The organism is Chitinophaga sp. MM2321, assembly GCF_964033635.1.
GTDB lineage: Bacteria > Bacteroidota > Bacteroidia > Chitinophagales > Chitinophagaceae > Chitinophaga.
The window spans coordinates 6269554-6287788 of the sequence record NZ_OZ035533.1 but is presented as its reverse complement, the minus strand read 5'-3'; the positions used below and the strand labels follow the sequence as shown (position 1 = coordinate 6287788).

The 18235-nt window shown below is 44.4% G+C and carries 11 protein-coding genes and 1 tRNA gene; 10 read left to right on the top strand and 2 right to left on the bottom strand.

Features of this window, described 5'->3' with window-relative positions; translation table 11 throughout:
• Positions 1-197 precede the first annotated feature (197 nt).
• Positions 198-404, top strand: a complete 207-nt coding sequence (locus ABQ275_RS24735; RefSeq protein WP_349315824.1) for a YwbE family protein — start codon at positions 198-200, stop codon at positions 402-404.
• Between the two features lie 73 nt (positions 405-477).
• On the opposite strand, the gene ABQ275_RS24730 is transcribed toward ABQ275_RS24735, so the two are convergent.
• Positions 478-753, bottom strand: coding sequence for a hypothetical protein (locus ABQ275_RS24730; RefSeq protein ID WP_349315823.1), 276 nt, complete (start codon positions 751-753; stop codon positions 478-480).
• A gap of 332 nt (positions 754-1085) precedes the next feature.
• Between ABQ275_RS24730 and recD the strand changes: the two genes are divergently transcribed.
• Genes recD through ABQ275_RS24710 form a run of 4 tightly spaced genes read left to right on the top strand, consistent with a single transcriptional unit; the run spans position 1086 to position 10237 of the window.
• Complete coding sequence (gene recD / locus ABQ275_RS24725) at positions 1086-2906, top strand: exodeoxyribonuclease V subunit alpha (protein WP_349315822.1); 1821 nt, start codon at positions 1086-1088, stop codon at positions 2904-2906.
• A 31-nt stretch (positions 2907-2937) separates the two neighbouring features.
• Positions 2938-6135, top strand: coding sequence for an exodeoxyribonuclease V subunit gamma (recC, locus tag ABQ275_RS24720; protein WP_349315821.1), 3198 nt, complete (start codon positions 2938-2940; stop codon positions 6133-6135).
• A gap of 3 nt (positions 6136-6138) precedes the next feature.
• The gene (gene recB / locus ABQ275_RS24715; RefSeq protein WP_349315820.1) at positions 6139-9558 is read left to right on the top strand and encodes an exodeoxyribonuclease V subunit beta; all 3420 of its coding nucleotides are present in this window, start codon (positions 6139-6141) and stop codon (positions 9556-9558) included.
• Between the two features lie 52 nt (positions 9559-9610).
• On the top strand, positions 9611-10237 hold the full coding sequence (locus tag ABQ275_RS24710) for a hypothetical protein (RefSeq protein ID WP_349315819.1): 627 nt from the start codon (positions 9611-9613) through the stop codon (positions 10235-10237).
• A 73-nt stretch (positions 10238-10310) separates the two neighbouring features.
• Here the strand turns inward: ABQ275_RS24710 and ABQ275_RS24705 are convergent.
• Positions 10311-10383 (bottom strand) — tRNA-Gly (locus ABQ275_RS24705).
• 135 nt (positions 10384-10518) lie between these two features.
• Here ABQ275_RS24705 and ABQ275_RS24700 point away from each other — a divergent pair.
• The 5 genes from ABQ275_RS24700 to ABQ275_RS24680 all read left to right on the top strand — a co-directional run bounded on the left by ABQ275_RS24700 (position 10519) and on the right by ABQ275_RS24680 (position 18234).
• Positions 10519-11436, top strand: a complete 918-nt coding sequence (locus ABQ275_RS24700) for an AraC family transcriptional regulator (RefSeq protein ID WP_349315818.1) — start codon at positions 10519-10521, stop codon at positions 11434-11436.
• Positions 11437-11546: 110 nt separating this feature from the next.
• Complete coding sequence (locus ABQ275_RS24695) at positions 11547-12182, top strand: LUD domain-containing protein (RefSeq protein WP_349315817.1); 636 nt, start codon at positions 11547-11549, stop codon at positions 12180-12182.
• Positions 12183-12608: 426 nt separating this feature from the next.
• Complete coding sequence (locus tag ABQ275_RS24690; protein WP_349315816.1) at positions 12609-15665, top strand: TonB-dependent receptor; 3057 nt, start codon at positions 12609-12611, stop codon at positions 15663-15665.
• Between the two features lie 11 nt (positions 15666-15676).
• Positions 15677-17191 (top strand): RagB/SusD family nutrient uptake outer membrane protein, encoded by a 1515-nt coding sequence (locus ABQ275_RS24685; RefSeq protein ID WP_349315815.1) that lies wholly within the window; start codon positions 15677-15679, stop codon positions 17189-17191.
• A gap of 179 nt (positions 17192-17370) precedes the next feature.
• Positions 17371-18234, top strand: coding sequence for a hypothetical protein (locus tag ABQ275_RS24680; RefSeq protein WP_349315814.1), 864 nt, complete (start codon positions 17371-17373; stop codon positions 18232-18234).
• The last annotated feature ends 1 nt before the right edge of the window (position 18235 follow it).

Genomic DNA, 18235 nt, shown 5'->3' with positions numbered 1-18235 from the left:
AAACAGATAATAAATGTAGGAAAAAATATTATTCAGGACGACCAGATAATTGTCATTTTTATTTTGAATGGAAAATTCCTTATCTCACTAAAAAAATAATTTTATCTTCTTCCTTAACCTGATAATATCACCGTAAAGGACATATATTTTCAGAAATGAATTAGCTTTGCAACGGACTCTTTTCTAATTTAACCGATATGCACGGACGTAACAGAAGCGATATATACCCTGGCCTGGAAGTAGCCATCATCCTGAAAAAGGATCAACGATCCGGTAAGCTCACATATGGCATAGTACAGGATCTGCTCACTTCAGCGCCTTATCATTCACGTGGCATAAAGGTGAGGCTGGAAGATGGACAGGTAGGTCGGGTGGCTGAAATAAATGTTACAGAAGAAGATTAAATTAATATGCCGGATCAGCATAGGTCAACACTTATTAAATATTTGGTCCCGTAGATCACTTTATAATTCTTTTCTACATACCCGCTGCTAATCTGGCAACGTACTCATCATAGGCTGATTGTCTGTTCAACCAAAAATGAGCTGGTATACCCAATACATTTTCAAACAAAACAGCTATATCCGCTGTAATACCGCTATTGCCATTTAAAATAGCAGCAATTGTTTTTTCAGGCTTTCCTGTTCTGACTGCAAACGCTTTGGGGCCCCATCCCCATTCTTCCAGCTTCTCCGCAAGATCTATTCCCGGATGCGGAACTGATTGCGGAAAATATTCATTATGTCTTGTCATAATATTTTTAATTAATAATAGTCAACAATCTCAATTATTTCCACTCCATGTATTTCCTCCCATCTGTACTAACTGACGCTAATAACCGGAATTGGATAATGATTAATTAAAAAAGAATAAAGAAAGCCGGATAGGAGAAGAAGTGCGAATCAGTGTCAAAATGAAACCCTGCTTATCATACAGGTCATCTTTTGTTATGTCGAATATAGAAATATATTTCGCTTCGCACAAAAAAAGTTAGTCGCCTGAAAAATGGTTAAAAACATGTAGCTCCTCCCTATATCACACGCAGAAAATGTCGTACTTTGAAGTCTTCAAGTGTACAACTTAAAATGCGAAATATATCCACCCTGAACGACGTTCACCAGCAATTTGCTGAGTACTTTGAAGTACCGGCACTAAAGCCGTATGCTTACCTGCTGTCTAAAAAGCTGAGTGAAGGACATATTTGTCTACACCTGGATAAAGTGGAAGAAGAACAGGAAAATCTGCCACCACACTATACAATACCGGAAAACAGCATCGCAGCATTAGCGCCGGTACCACTTGTGGGAAAGGATGGCAACGACTCCCAACCCTTTGTGTTGTATCAGAACAGACTGTACCTCCAACGGTATTACCGGTACGAAACAAATTTCCTGCAACATATAAAAGCATTTCTGGCAGCGGAGAAAGCGGTGCTACCGGAAAGAGTAGCTTTGCTACAGGAGCAGCAATCCCTTATCAGCAACCTGTTTGCACAACACGCTGCCATCAATGAAGGTGATGACCCTGCCGACTGGCAACTGGCAGCCGCTATCACAGGCGTGTTGCATAATTTCACTATCATCACCGGAGGCCCGGGTACGGGCAAAACTACAACCGTCGCTAAAATCCTCGCCATACTTTTTGCAACAGATCCTGGTCTGAAAGTGGCGCTGGCAGCGCCTACCGGCAAAGCCGCCGCCAGGATGGCGGAGAGTCTGCGGAATACCACGATCCCGGTAGATCCGGCTATCGCCAAAAAGTTCCAGGACCTGAGCCCTTCCACTATTCACCGCCTGCTGAAGCCGGTGAAGAATAGCCCCTACTTCCGGCATAATAAAAACAACCCGCTCAATTATGATGTAGTCATCGTAGATGAGTGCTCCATGATAGATGTAGCCCTGTTTGCCAAGCTAATGGATGCTATTAGTCCCCATACACGTTTGATTTTGTTGGGAGATAAAGACCAGCTGGCTTCCGTAGAGGCGGGCAGTTTATTCGGTGACCTTTGCCAGGCACAGGAAACGCTCAACGAATTTTCCAGTGAAACCATACAACGCATAAACCGGTTTATTGAAGATCCAGAGAGAAAGATTCCCGCATCTCATGAGCGCAACGACTCCCGGCACCCGCTGTTTCAACACCTCGTGGAACTCAGGCACAGCCATCGTTTCACAGGACATACCGGTATCGGCAAATTCAGTAAGGCAGTGATTCATAACAACCAGGCTGTTATCGAAGAATTTTTCCAGGCAGGTGCAGATGAACAGGTGATCATTGATCAGTCGTATACTACAGCATTGTTTGAACAATTCATCTCCGGATACGCTTCTTTCATCACTGAAAAAGATACGCTGACAGCACTGAAAAAACTGAATGCACAACGGGTACTGGTAGCCATTCGTGAAGGTGCGCAGGGATTATATGCTATCAACAGGAACATCGAAAAATATTTACACGATAAAAAACTGATCACCATTAATACGGAATTTTATGAAAACCGTCCCGTGATCCTCACCCGCAACTATTACGAACACGGACTGTTCAATGGCGATACCGGCATTATCCGGGCAGACCACAACGGCGTGCTCATGGCCTGGTTTGAAGATAGTACCGGCGGACTGAAAGGCGTACTCCCCGGCTATCTCACATTAGCGGAAACTGCCTTTGCGATGACTATCCACAAAAGTCAGGGCTCTGAGTTCGGGGAAGTTTTAGTGGTGTTGCCGGATACAACCGATGTACCCATTCTCACCAGGGAGCTGCTTTACACGGCTGTGAGCCGCGCCAGGCGCCGCGTATTTGTGCAGGGCACTGCGGAAGTAATACGCATGGCAGCAGCACGTTTTGTTGAAAGGGCATCGGGCATAGCCGCCAGATTTTTGGCAGTTGAAACTGCGGCAAATTAACGCATAGCTGCGTTCAAAACAGGATAGTAACATGGCATTATACTTAAAGGTTTCCAATTCACTCAATAGCCTGGCAGCGGGATTATCAGCAGATCTGCACGCTGCCGGCAACAGTGTATTCCAACCGCACTATATCATCACCCAGACAGAAGGAATGAACAACTGGCTGAAGCTGCAACTGGCCTACCGGCTAGGCATTGCGGCCAACTGCCGTTTCATGAAACCGAATGATCTGCTCTTTCACCTGTACATGCTGCTGGGCGGACCTTTCACGGAAGTACTGTCACCACAGAACCTCAGCTGGCTGTTATTCAAACTGCTGGGAGAACCAGCGTTTATTACCAAATACCCTGATGTAGCCGAGTATTACACGGATCACGGACCGGAGAGTGACCTCAAACGCATGGGCCTCGCGGAAAAAGTAGCCGATCTTTTTGACCAGTACCAGGTATACCGCCCGGAAATGATCGGGGAGTGGAGTAATGCGGATGCAGCAGCCCTGAAGGTTGCCGAGTGGCAGCCATGGTTGTGGGCAAAAGTAAAAGCTCTCTCCGGCGATGCCTTACCGGATAAAACTCTGGTTGGTAACTACATCCTGGATACCCTGGCCCAAAAAGGAAAAGATGCCGGACTACCGGCCAGGATGCCCGCCATTCACCTGTTCGGGTTGTCTATCATCACCGCGTATCACGTAAAGATCCTGCACGAACTGTCTGCCTTTATTGATGTACATTTTCATATCATCAACCCGGCGCCGGTGGTGTTCTGGTTTGAAGACCGCAACGAAAAACAACTGGCGCGGGGCCGCCTCAAAGAATTAAAAGAGACGGACGAAACTACCGCCGGCAATGCTTTGCTCACAGGCTGGGGAAAAGTAATTCAGAATAGCTTCGGGCTCTTCTTTCAATATGATGCCTTCTTTAATGCCTATGAAGAAATTGGTATAGAAGAACCCATACCGGACAACCTGTTACACAAAATCCAACACGATATTTTCTCCGCCGCCACCGATGATCGTCATCCGCTTTCCATCGATGATGTGCGCGATGGCTCTCTTACTATCAACGCCAGCTACACGGTAGCCCGTGAAGTGGAGGTACTCTATAACTACCTCGTACATCTCGTAGACCAAAGACAGGAGGCGCTGTCGCCCCGCGATATTGTAGTGATGGTGAGTGATATAGACGCCTATGCACCCTATATCAAAGCGGTTTTCAATCATGCGCCCTATAAGTTCAGGTACACCATTGCAGATGAAAGTTATACTGACAACGATAACCTTTTCAATGCCCTGCATGCCGTTCTGACGATGAATGAAGAAAACTTCACCGCAGAAACCGTCATGCAACTGCTGGACTTTTCATATATCCGCAACCGTTTTTCCCTGCACGATCCCGTACGTATCCGGAGCGTAGTACAGGCTGCGAATATCCGTTTCGGGCTAGAGGGGAATATGGAAGATGAAACCCGTTTTGTAAGCTGGCGTTACGGGATACAACGTATCATGTTCGGTATCTGCATGAGTGGTGGAGAAGAATACGGACAAGGAGCAGACAGCTTCTTCCCGCTGGATATGCTGGAGGGTAGCGATGCACATGAAGTCATCCGGTTCTGTCATTTTGTGGAAGTGCTCATGGCATCCGTCCAGGAACGTAACCATGTAAGAAGCATTGCCGACTGGGTAAAATATGCAGAACAGGTTATACATAATCTCGTATTTGAGCAACAGGAAGATATAGGTGAAGACTATACCTCACTCATGAAGCAACTGACGGATTATAACGTGCTGAATAAATACATGCACGATAAAGTGCCGTTTAATATTTTCAATCACAGTTTCCTCCAAACCCTTACCGGCACTACCCGGGCAGGGCTGTTTGTCAACGGTGGCATTACCTTCTGCTCACTGATCCCCATGCGTAGTATCCCTTTTAAAGTAGTAGCGTTGATGGGACTTAACTACGACAAATTTCCCCGCCGCGAAAATAAATCCAGCTTCAACCTCATGGAGCAAAAGTGGCAGCGGGGCGATCGTAACATAAAAGAAAATGATAAACATCTTTTCCTGGAAACTGTATTATCTGCGCAGCAGTATTTATACATCAGCTATGTAGGCAGGAATGCAAAAGACAATACCATACTGCCTCCTTCTGCACTGGTAGATGAATTGATAGATTATATTGAATCCGGTGTAAAGGCATATGCGGAAACCGTGCGTAACCAACTGATCACACAGCAACCCCTACAGGGTTTCAGCCGAAAATACAGCCTGGGAGACGAGCGCCTGTTCAGTTATCTTCATACAAATTCATCTTCCGGAAAATCAGTAATCAATAAGCAGAAGATCACAGATCCTTTGAATTTTGAAGAGATCCATCTCGATGAACTGGTGAGTTTCTTTAAAAATCCTTTCAAAGCCTATTACAATAAAGTGCTGGGCATCTATTACAATGATGAACATATCCTGTTGAGCGAAACAGAACTTTTTAGTCTCGATAACTTACAGCAATGGCATATAAAAAACCAGCTGCTACCGGTGAATGCGGCTGATACGATCTCTCTGCAAGCAAGCCTCGTAAAGAAAGGGCAGCTCCCGTTGAGCAACATGGCCTATGTGGCCATTCAACAGATAGAAGAGGCCGTACTGCCGGTACGTGCGCTTTACGAAGCATGTACAAATGGGGCTACAGAAAAACGTGTGTCGCTCGAATTGAGCTTCGGCGATACCCTGCTGAAAGGAAATATCAATAGCGTTTTTAACGATCAATTCTTGCAGGTTTCATGGTCGCGAAACGAAACCAAATACCTGGTAGAAGCCTATATCCGCTACCTCGCAGGCATTGCAGCCGGCGTGATTAGCGGTATGTACTTTATTTCCGGCACCAAAAAAGAAGCGACCTTTCCGGCATTACGATTGTCAAAAGAAACTGCGTATGATCGTTTAGGTGAGTTGATCAAAATATACAAAACAGGGTTTGATAAGATTCTGCCTTTCTATCCTGATTTTAAAACGGAACCTAAAGAACTGGAAACACTGGATGCTGAAAAATTTACGAAACTGGTGGATGCGAAATTGAATAGCTATACATCGTCCTCCACTGATCCATATATCATGCAGGAATATGAAAAAGGATATTTTGAAGCGGAAGCTGCGCTGGCATCTTACAAAAAAATATCTCAACTGCTGATCATGCCGCTGGCAGAAATTTTTCCTGACTATTACGCTTAAATAATGACTGATAATAACTATATACATTTTAAAGCAGATGAAGTTGCGCTGGAAGGCAGTAACCTGATCGAAGCCAGTGCAGGCACTGGTAAAACCTATTCCATCGCCATCCTGGTGCTGCGGCTGGTGCTGGAACAAAAGTTATCTATCAAGGAAATCCTGATGGTTACTTTTACCAAAGCTGCGGTAGCCGAACTGGAAGAACGTATCCGCCTGTTCATACGCAGCGCGTATAAAGTTAGCTTTGGTAATCCAATAGCAGATGACAACATCATCACGCTGGTATTGGCCGCTATTGATAAAGCGGACCCTATGCAGGTACAGCAACAACTCCGCGACGCCATCCTGCTGCTGGATGAAACATCTGTACTTACCATCCATAGTTTCTGTCAACAAACACTCAACGAATTTGCCTTCGAAACCGATCAGCTCTTTGGAGCGGAAATGGTACCGGATACTACTGCTATCATAGAAAATGAATTAAATAAATACTGGCGCAAACACGTTACCACACTGGGTACCACCTTACTACAAAAACTGTGGTATGAAAATATGCGGCCCGATATTCAAAAAGTATTGCAGGAACATCTCAGCGGAAAAAAATACCTGGACTTTGATGAAAATACTGCTTACGAAATAACACCCGCACAGGAAGCAGCATGGACTAAAGAACTGGATCAATTGTCTGCACAGCAATTGCAGGCAGAAGAAGCACTACACAGCTACATTGCTGCCAATGCAGCCGATCTTAAAAATACATGCAACACTAATACCCACGCCAAAAAAGCATTGCTGGAACTGGTGGCTACACCGGCTGATTTTATAGCAGAGATAAGAAAAAAGAAAGAATCGGCTTATATACAGCAATTATTTGCCGATATTCTTGAACAGGTAAATACGATTGATGCCATCTCTGAAACAACAGAGAGGGTCATTCAATCCATCCGCCGCCAACTCTACTGCCTGGCCATTAAAGAAGTAGGCGCAGGTGTACGCGCCTACAAAGAACACAGCAACATGCTGGGTTATGATGACCTGATCGGCAACCTGCACAACGCACTCGTAAAAAGAGATAACCCCGAACTCATTAGCAAACTACAGCATAAATACAAAGCCGTTTTTGTAGATGAGTTCCAGGATACGGACCGGCAGCAATATGAAATCTTTGATAAAGCATTTGGTCAGCATACGATCCTGTTTTATATCGGCGATCCCAAACAAAGTATTTACGCCTGGCGCAAAGCGGATATCGCCACTTATTTTAATGCCCGCAACAGCGTACAACACCTGTATGACATGAATCATAACTACCGCTCGTCGGAAAATATGATTGATGCCATGAACCTGTTCTTTAAACCCACCGCCGATTTCGACACCTTCGACTTCTCCGGTGAAAAAGACAGCATTGCCTATATTAATGTGGAAAGTCCGGATAACAACAGCAAAGGTTTTTTGTATAAAGCGGGAGATAAAGAAATTCCGCTTACCATATTCACCTGCAAAAACAAAGAGGACATCTGTACAAGTGTAGCTGCTCAGATAGCGCAATTGTTGCTGGACCCGGCCTATAACATTACAAAGGAAGGCGGCGCCCGATCCATTACGCCATCCGATATAGGCGTTCTCGTTAGAACCGGTAAAGAAGGGAAAGACATCAAACATAAACTGGCGCAGCTGGGCATCCCCGCTGTTACCATTGATGATACCAAAGTACTGGATACTGCAGAAGCACAGGAAGTACTGTACCTGCTGGAAGCCATGGAAACCCCGGAGCGGTCGGCTATTAACCGCGCCTTGCTTTCTCCTTTTACAGGTTTCAGCATACAGGATATTTTGCTGCTGGATGACGAGGCCACCCTCACGCGCTTTGGCAGATACCGGGAGCTATGGCAGCAGGATGGCGCCTATACCGCGTTGATGGCTTTCATCGCCGACTTTGGCGTACGCAACGTATTGCTGGAAGACAGCACAGAAAACGGCGAACGTATTATCACCAACCTGTTCCAGCTCACAGAACTGGTACACCAGGTGCAAAGCCGTAAAAATCTCTCTATGAGAGATCTTATCTCGTGGCTCAAACGCGGCATAGACGGCATGGCCACAGATGGCGACGAATACGCCCAACGCGTGGAAAGCGATGAAGAAGCCGTGAATATTGTCACCATACACAAAAGCAAGGGACTGGAATACAAGATCGTACTGGCGCCGTTCCTCGACTTCGTTGAAAATCCAAAAATCGAATTCGTCAGCTTCCGCGATCCGGATACCGGCGATTATGCCGGTGCAGAAAAAACACGGCTGACGGAACAGCAACTGGCCGCATACAAACAACAACAGGAACAGGAAAACCGCAGACTGATCTATGTGGCCATCACCAGGGCCGTATACAAATGTTATCTCTTCAGAAATACTTACTATAAAACAACCTCACTCACGGTGTTTCTGAACGCCATCAACGCCGCGACACCTGATCCGGCCCTGATCCAACAGCAGGATACTTTACCCGAGAAGCCGGAAAAACGTTATAGAAAAAGTCTGTTGCCGGCCGGAAAAGTAAACCTGGCCCCAGTATCCTTTAGCTTACAGGAAGAAAACTGGCGAAAAATGAGTTACACCATGCTGGCCGCAAAGCCCGAACAGCGCCCACGCATCCGCACTTTCCAGCAGGAAGATGCCTATGATAATTTTATTTTCAACACCCTTCGCCGCGGCGCCAAAACAGGTAACCTGCTGCACTTTATCTTTGAAAACATCAACTTCTCCGATAACAGCAAATGGGAACAGGTACTGGAAGATGCCATCCGCCGCTTCGTTCCCGGTCAGGGTGAGCTATATCTTCCCAAGCTGCTACAATTGCTGGAACATGTTTTTCATGCTGGCATTCACATCGACGGTAACCGCTTCCAACTGGCAGCAGTAGGACGTAATAAACGTATGGCAGAATTTGAATTTGATTTTCCGGTGCCGGTATTTCAGTCGGCCCAGCTGAACAGCCTCTCCGATGATCAGCTCACCGTTAGCATAAAACGTTTTTCTGAATACAGCACCCAGGAACTGGAAGGGATCATGAATGGTAAGATCGATCTTTTCTTTGAACATGATAACCGTTATTATATTCTCGACTGGAAATCCAATTACCTCGGCAGCAGGGTAGAGGACTACGCACCGGCAGCCCTGGCCGCCGCGATGAATGATAATAATTATCATCTCCAGTATCTTATCTATACGGTGGCTGTTAAAAAATACCTGGAAAGCAGGATCTCCGGATTTGATTATGAAACCCAGTTTGGCGGCGTTATCTACTACTTTGTGCGGGGAGTGCGGAACAACGGCAACTACGGCATTTTTACCGCAAAGCCAACCAGGGAAAAGATAGCTTTCATGGAGGCGTTACTGATCCGCGGAACAAACCCCAATTCCTGAAATAGCCGTATCTTAAAGGAGCAAACAAGTGTTAACCATTGACCATCCTGATATGAAAAATCTACTTTACGGGCTTTTGCTCACAGGGCTTATTGCCGGCTGCAAACAAAAAGTGCAGCCCTCCCAACAAACAACACCGGAAGAAAAAAAAGAAGATACTACCGTTAATATTCCTCCGGGAACAGCTACTTCCGCCGCCAGGCTGATTGTGCCTGGTAAAGCTATTGGCCTTACCAGTATCGGGGAAGATGTGCAAAATGTGATCAACAAACTCGGAGCCCCCGATAAGGGAGATGCAGCCATGGGCAAGGCCATGGCTACCTGGTACGCGGACCATGATCCCAAAGGAAACCAGACCACTATTTATACCGAACGGCAAATGGGTGTGGACGATACCAGCCGTGTACAACAGATCCGTATCACCTCATCGTGGTTCAGTACTGCCGACAGCATTCATACCGAAAGCACATTAAATGATATCAGGAAACATTTCGCGCCCAAAAAAGCAGCCACTTACAAAGAAGACGGAAAAAATTATTTTATATACACCACCGGTCAGGGAATTACTTTTGAAATAACGGCCGATAGTGTTTGCAGCGGCATCATTGTACATGATAGCAGCAAGACCGCCATATCTACTTATCTCCCTTTTCACGCCGGTATAAAACAAATTAAATAACTCATTGCGCGGGAAACTATTGATCTCCTGATAATTGCTGCAAGCATAATACACGCACACATATATGAAGAAGAGCGGAAGACGGGACTCGAACCCGCTACCTACAGCTTGGGAAGCTGTCGCTCTACCAGGTGAGCTACTTCCGCTGGTAAGAGGTTTAAAGATATAAAAAATATTAAAATATCCGGAGCTCAATCCCGCGTACTGTTTAAAATGATCAGGAAATGTTTTAAAATTCTGGATAAAACACTTAAATTCCTCGTAAACATACCACTTATGCAATGAAAAAAGGGAAGTCTTACAGAGGGTTATTAACCAGGAAGAGAGATGGTTTTATGGGTGAAAAGCAAATCATCCTTCCACTAAAGCTGTTGAAAAAAACGATTGTCAATGATCCTTTCCTGAATAATTTATATATCACACTGATTGGTTATTTCCCCAAGGCAACTTTTCATTACAGGGAAAGAAGATGGGGGTGTGAGGATAATATACTTTTCTATTGTCTTGATGGGAAAGGTTGGTATGAAAATAAAGACGGCTATCGGGAGATAAAGGCAAACGAGTTTGTTATACTGCCTGCCACCAATAAATATTTACGTTATGGAGCAGATGCAAAAGATCCATGGACATTATGCTGGGTTCATTTCTGTGGTAACCAGCTTTCACATTTTAACAATGTGTATTCCCTCAATCAGTTTTTAACACCTACTCTTTTATCTCCGGATGAAAAAAGGATACAGTTATGGGAAGAGATGTATAACACGCTGGAAATGGGGTATAGCATCAGTAATTTAAGTTATGCTAACTTCTGTCTGTATCATTTTGTAGCTTCTTTTATTTTTCCCAATAACGGGTTCTCTAAATTTCCGGTAAAGAATGATAATATCATTACGCAGGCGATTAAGTATATGCGTGATAATTTGCATGAGCAATTAAGTGTAAACTATTTAGCCAATAAGTTCAACTATTCCGACTCTCATTTTTCCAACCTGTTTCATAAGCAAACGGGTATTTCACCAATAGACTATTTCATCCAGATGAAGATGCAGAAAGCCTGTCAGTTGCTGGATTTCACCGATGCTAAAATAAAAGATGTAGCCATTAGTGTAGGCTTTCAGGATCCTTATTATTTTACACGTATTTTCCGCAAGTTCATCGGTACATCACCTACAGAATACAGGCTTACCAAAAAAGGTTAAGTAGCCGGAGGCAGTGATTCCACATTGTTCCATAGAAAATAATAGCATTATCCAGTAATATAAAGGGATACTCTATTGACCACCTTTAGGGGAACAACTAATTTCGTTCTATGAAAACTGATGCTTCCCGCGAAAATATCCTGCAAAGAATAGAAGATGCATTGAGCAGGCCTGTACCGCTTCCCTTTCCTGCTGCTCAGCAAGACCACTCTTTTGTTATCGCTGATGACGAAGACCTTACTGCAATGTTTACCACAGCATTTACCAGTTTACAGGGTCAGCTGGTTTTGTGTTCAGGCAAGGAAGATTTATTCAAAAAAATGAAAACGCTGGCAGAACAAAAGGCATGGAAGCATATGTTTTGCAAAACGCCGGAAGTTCAGCAGGATTTATTTTTGTATGGTTTGCCTTTCATAAGTACCGGAAGTATGCAGGAGGCGGATGTTTCCATTACAGATTGTATTTGTCTTGTGGCCCGCACGGGCGCTATCGTTTTAAGCGCCGCGCAGTCATCCGGGAGAGCATTGCCGGTATATGCCCCCATTCAGATAGTGGTAGCCTTCAGGCACCAGCTCGTATATAATATTAAAAATGCCTTGCAGGAAGTACAAGAAAAGTATACTGGAAAACTACCGTCAGCTATTTTTTTTGTTGCCGGGCCAAGCCGTACGGGTGATATTGAAAGAACCCTGGTCATGGGTGTTCATGGGCCCAGGGAAGTATATGTGTTCCTGGTAAATGAATAATCTGAACACTCCCGAAGCTGCATTTCCGTACATTTCTGAAAAATAATAGGATAATCCAGTATAATAGCCATATCCTCTATTGGCCTCCTGTCTTTATCACATTAATTTTATGGCATTGTCAGGTGAATCGCAATTCCACTTTCATAGTAACAGGCCCGTTAGTGCGTAAAAGCAGGGCAGCAATAAATTAGCAATATTTCAGCAGGAAGAAACCCTGCACAACCAGGCATTCAACAGTTAAAAGGATTTAGTGTATTAACCAAAACCTATCGTTTATGGCTTTATAAATTCATGTAGTATCCCGAACAAAGTCTGCAGACACCTTCCCCATTTTCATCTTATTCTTTATACAAATCCTTGATTACAATTCAAAGGGTATGTATGAACTGTGATTCATCGTAATCTAAAATTAAATTTATGACACGCATGAAAATTAAATTTACCACTTGTTGCCTATTTTTATTGTTGCTTGCGCATTTTGTATCCGCACAAACAATAAAAGTAAGCGGTACAGTTACCGCGGGGCGCGACCAATCACCTTTACCAGGCGTAACGATAGTTGCGCAAACCGGCACCCAGGGCACTGTCACAGATGCCAATGGAAATTATGTAATCAATGTAGGTTCTAATGATGCGCTGCTGTTTAAAATGATCGGATCAACATCTCAAATCATTCCTGTAAAAGGGAAAACAACGATCAATGTTGTTTTGACCGAAGAAGAAAGCTCATTGAATGAGGTAATTGTAGTAGGTTATGGTTCACAAAAGAGGGCAGATCTTACCGGTGCTGTTTCAACTGTTTCTTCAAACACATTACTACAGCGGCCCGTTACAAATGCTTCCAATCTCCTGGAAGGCCGTCTTCCCGGCTTGCAGGTAACGCAACCAAGCGGACAACCCGGAAAGGATGATGGCATTTTCCAGGTACGTGGATTAGGTTCTTTTGGCGCCTCTTCAGCTCCTTTAATTTTAGTAGATGGTGTTGTTGGCTCCATCACGAACCTTGCACCAAACGATATCGAAAATGTTACGGTACTGAAAGATGCCGCTTCCGCTTCTATTTACGGCTCAAGGGCTGCAAACGGCGTTATTCTCATCACCACCAAAAGAGCATCAAAAGGAAGATCCATTGAATACAAACTGGATGTAGGATCACAAGCAGCTACGAAGCTACCTGACCTCATTTATAATTCAGCTGAATACATGCAGATGTATAATTCAGCCCTCACAAGATCGGGGATGTCTCCCATATACTCACAGGAGCAGATTGACGCATATGCAAATGCGACTGACAAAAATCTTTATCCCAATTTTAACTGGATGGATTACTATTTCAATCCCGCTACATCCGTTAACCACTACCTGGGCTTGTCCAATTCCACTGAAAAAAGTACGTACAAGTTCTCCATGAACTATTTAAACCAGGATGGTATTTTGCCTAACATCAATTATAAAAGATACAACGCGCAACTGAATTTTACGAACCAGGTGAGCAAGGCGATCAAGGTGGGAACCATTATCGGTACGGTGTTTAAAGATAATCATGAACCTCCCGGTTGGACGGAGTCAAGTGTTTTGTCCGTCATACAAAACGGACCACTTTATCGCCCATTTCTGCCGGATGGCAGCGGCAGAAAAGTTTCAATGGCATATCCTTTTGAGCCTCATAATGCCACATCCCCTGTTGCCTTTTCCAACGGCGCCCGGTTTACCAAAAACTATGGGTTTAACGGGCAGGTGTATGCAGATGTTAATTTATTTAAAGGATTGCAATGGACTACGAGAGCCGCTGTTCAATATTCAGATAATACACAAAAGGACTGGGTATATAAAACGCTGGATCATTACTATTATCAAAAGTTGCCAGGTCAGTCGGATTATTCTATAGATCCTGCTGTTACCGCTCCTGGTGCTACCGGGGTAACGGATAACTATAATAAATCCATATTGCCAACACTGAACTCCGTTTTAACATATGAAACCCAGATTGCGCGTGATCACAATTTGAAAGTTTTAGCGGGATACGAACAACAATCTTTCAGGTATCAGGGTATTTCAGGGAGGAAAGTAGTATTCCCTGACCCAACCCTGGTTGAATTGGATGCAGGTGGCAGCGATGGGCAAACCGTTGGTGGTACTGCCTATGAATGGGGCCTGCGGTCATATTTCGCGCGTTTGAATTATGATTATAAAGGCAAATATTTATTGCAGGCCAATGCCCGCTATGATGGAACTTCCCGTGTATCAGATAAAAACAGGTGGGGTCTTTTTCCATCCGTATCTGCCGGATGGAGGATATCGGAAGAAAATTTCATGAAAAAGTTAACCTGGATGGATAACCTGAAATTCAGGGGCTCATGGGGTGTACTGGGAAACCAGGAGATAGGTAATTACCCTTACCAGGACATTCTCAGTTTTGTGCAATATCCGTTTGGTACGGCAGAAGCGCCAGGGGTAGTACTAACAAGATTGACAGATAAAAACCTGAAATGGGAATCCACTAAAGTAATTGACTTCGGTGCAGACATAGATATCTTCAAAGGATTGTTTGGGGTAACCGTAGATTGGTTTAAGAAAAATACGACCGGCGTACTGGCTACACAACCCGTACCGGCCAGTCTCGGCTTAACAGGCCCTGTCACCAATAACGGGGAATTGCAGAATACCGGATGGGAAATGGAACTACGTCATAATAATACGATAGGCGAGTTTACCTATGGCGTCAACATGCTGTTGTCAACATATAAAAACAAGCTCATTTCTATTGTGACGCCAACAAAAGGGATCAACGAAGCAGGGCTTCCCTATAATTCATTTTATCTGTATGAAATGATCGGCATTTTTCAATCGCAGGAAGAAGTTGATAAATCTCCCAAGCAGATATTGTTTGCGCCAAAGCCAGGAGATATAAAAATAAAAGATCAGAACGGAGACGGTGTTGTTGATGCAAAAGACCGGGTATCCTATTCTCCTTATCCAAAATTCAGCTACTCCCTTAACTTAAACGCTGCCTGGAAAGCATTTACCTTCTCCATATTCTTCCAGGGTGTTCAGGGATTGCAATCAAGAATTTATGGTTGGGGATGGGATCCCTTTGTACAGGGAGATCCACCACAGGCCAGGTTCAGGGATGCATGGACCCCCACAAATCCCAGCAATACCATTCCGGCAGTGTATATAGGCGCCGGCAGTGCTATCGGCGGCTATGGCGGTGTTAATGCGTATGAAAGCACTTACCAGTTGCAAAATGCCTCCTACCTGCGGATAAAGAACATCAATATCTCCTATACATTGCCAAAACGTGTAGCGGAGAAAATCTGGTCGCAAGGTATCAGGGTATATTTTTCAGGAGATAACCTGTTCACATTTACAAAATATCCGGCAATGGACCCTGAAAGAAGAATGGATGGACCAGGTGGTGGCCGTGCGTTCTACTATCCACAGGTACGTATTTTAAATGCAGGTGTTGACTTCAAGTTCTAAAGAAAATAACTATGAAAAAGATAAATATGCTTAAAGCTGCCGGAGCCATCATTTTCCTCTTGATCTGTTCCGCATGCAGCAAAGACCTTTTAAATAAAAATCCACTTGATAAGGTTTCCAGCGAAACCTTCTGGAAAAGCGATGTTGATGTGCAAATGGCTGTAGCGGGCTGCTACGACCGGCTGAGAGGTGGCGGCTTTGGTGGAAGTTCTTTAAATTATCAAAGGGGATATTTGGACGGACTAAGTGACGTTGGCTACGTATATTGGGGCTTACTCAGTATCTCCGATATGAGCATTGGCAATATCAGTACCAGCAGTGAAGCCGTAAGCATTGTTTATAACAGCTGTTATAAAGGCATTGCTTCCTGTAATTTCTTCCTGGATAATGTAGACAAGGCGACCTCTGTCAGCGCAGCTAAAATGAACCAGTATAAAGGAGAAATAAAGTTCCTGCGGGCGTTATGGTATTTTGACCTGGTAAATTGCTTTGGGGGTGTACCACTGTATAAAACAGCGCCGGAAAGTGCAGATGCCGCTAAAGTAGCCAAAAGTAGTGCCGCAGATGTTTTCAAATTTATAGAAGAAGATCTGGACTTTGCCATTTCCAATTTGCAGGATGAGGCCTATACAGATGGGCATGCCGTAAAAGGCAGTGCTATGGCACTAAAGACCAGGGTATTGTTATACCAGGAAAAATGGGAAGCAGCTGCTACACTGGCAAAACAAATCATGACTTCCGGTAAATTCAGTATCAGTAATGATTACCGGGACCTGTTCCTGAAAGCCGGACAGAAAAACAACCCGGAAATAATGTTTTCCTGCAAATACCTTAGTCCCGATGCACATAGTACTTACGGGATGAATATTGAATATACCGCCCACGTATTCTACCGTCAGAATTTTATGGATGCCTTTGAATGTATAGATGGAAAGTCTATCAAGGAATCACCGTTATACAATGCAGCTGATCCTTTTTCAAAGCGCGATCCCAGGTTTTATTACACGATCAGGCTCCCGGGTCAGGATTGGCCGGGGTTCTACACGTATGCTACCTTTAATCCAACCGGGGTACAAAACCGGAAATATATTGATACTTCCATTGAAGGTAACTATGCAAATGCTTATCGTAATGATTGGGATTTTGTACTCCTCCGTTATGCCGACGTTGTTTTGATGTATGCAGAAGCACAGAACGAAGCAAGTGGTCCGGATGCCAGCATTTATAGTGCCATTAACGAGGTTAGATCCCGCCCTGGTGTAAATATGCCTTCCATCGATCAATCAAAATATAAAACAAAAGAACTGGTAAGGGATTATATCCGTCACGAAAGAGAAATAGAATTTCCGATAGAAGGTATACGGTATTTCGATCTGAAACGCTGGCACATTGCACATACACTGCTACCTACGATCAAAGATGCAGGCGGTAATTTCCTGGTATTTGATCAAAGACAGTATCTCTGGCCGTTCCCACAATCCGAACTGGATAATAACGATAAACTGGAACAGAATCCCGGCTATTGAGCACCGGGAAGCAATATCAGCGCATAACTGTATGCATCACCCTATTCACATTAAACCGATCTGACATGATGAAATACTGCACACGTTTTTACTATTGTTTGCTTGTTATCTGCGCATTATCATCCTGCGCTCAAAATAATCATACGGAGGCAGTGCAAGTGCAGCCAAAACTCACAAAGTTGCCATTCGCGTTTTCACAAACGGGCCGGACGCCTATGGAAAATACGCCGGTACTTTTTGATTCCAGCCTGCTGCTGGTTGGCAATTACAGACCGGGAGGCGCCGATGCAAAAGGTAAAGATGCTTACCTCTACATTGAAAACCTGAAAACAGGAGAAGAGGTAAGCCGCTTTGGTACTGGCCACTCTTTTGTAAGCGCCATTGTGAACGGTCCGGAATTAAACGTTTTCGCTTTGGATTTCAGTGATTTCGGTAAAGTGATTAACTCCAATGGTATCGACCGTTTTGTGACAACGGACCTGAAAACATGGACACAGGAAAAAGTGATACTGCCGGAAGGGGATGAGCACTTATTTAATACCTCCGTGTGTAAGGATGAAGAAGGCTACCTGATGGCTTATGAATCTGATAAGCCGGTAGCATTTTGTTTCAAATTTGCCCGCTCCAAAGACCTAGCAAAATGGGAGAAGATACCAGGCATTGTATTTACAGGCGAAAAAAGGGAATACTCGGCATGTCCGGTGATCCGTTATCTGAAGCCATATTATTATGTGATCTACCTGCATGCCGGCAAGGGCGAACATCAGGAATGGACATCTTTTATGGCAAGATCAAAAGACCTGTCCAACTGGGAGCTTAGCCCCTTTAATCCTGTATTGGAAGCCAGTGCCGGAGAAGGAAAGAATAACTCTGATGTGGATCTGATTGAGACAGCAGGCAAAACATACCTTTATTACGCCACCGGTGATCAGGCCACCTGGAGTACTATTCGTGTAGCCATGTACGATGGCCCGATGAAGGAATTTTATGAAAGCTATTTTCCGGAGGGCACCTCATTCGTGCAAGCTTCTGCAAAACAGTAAC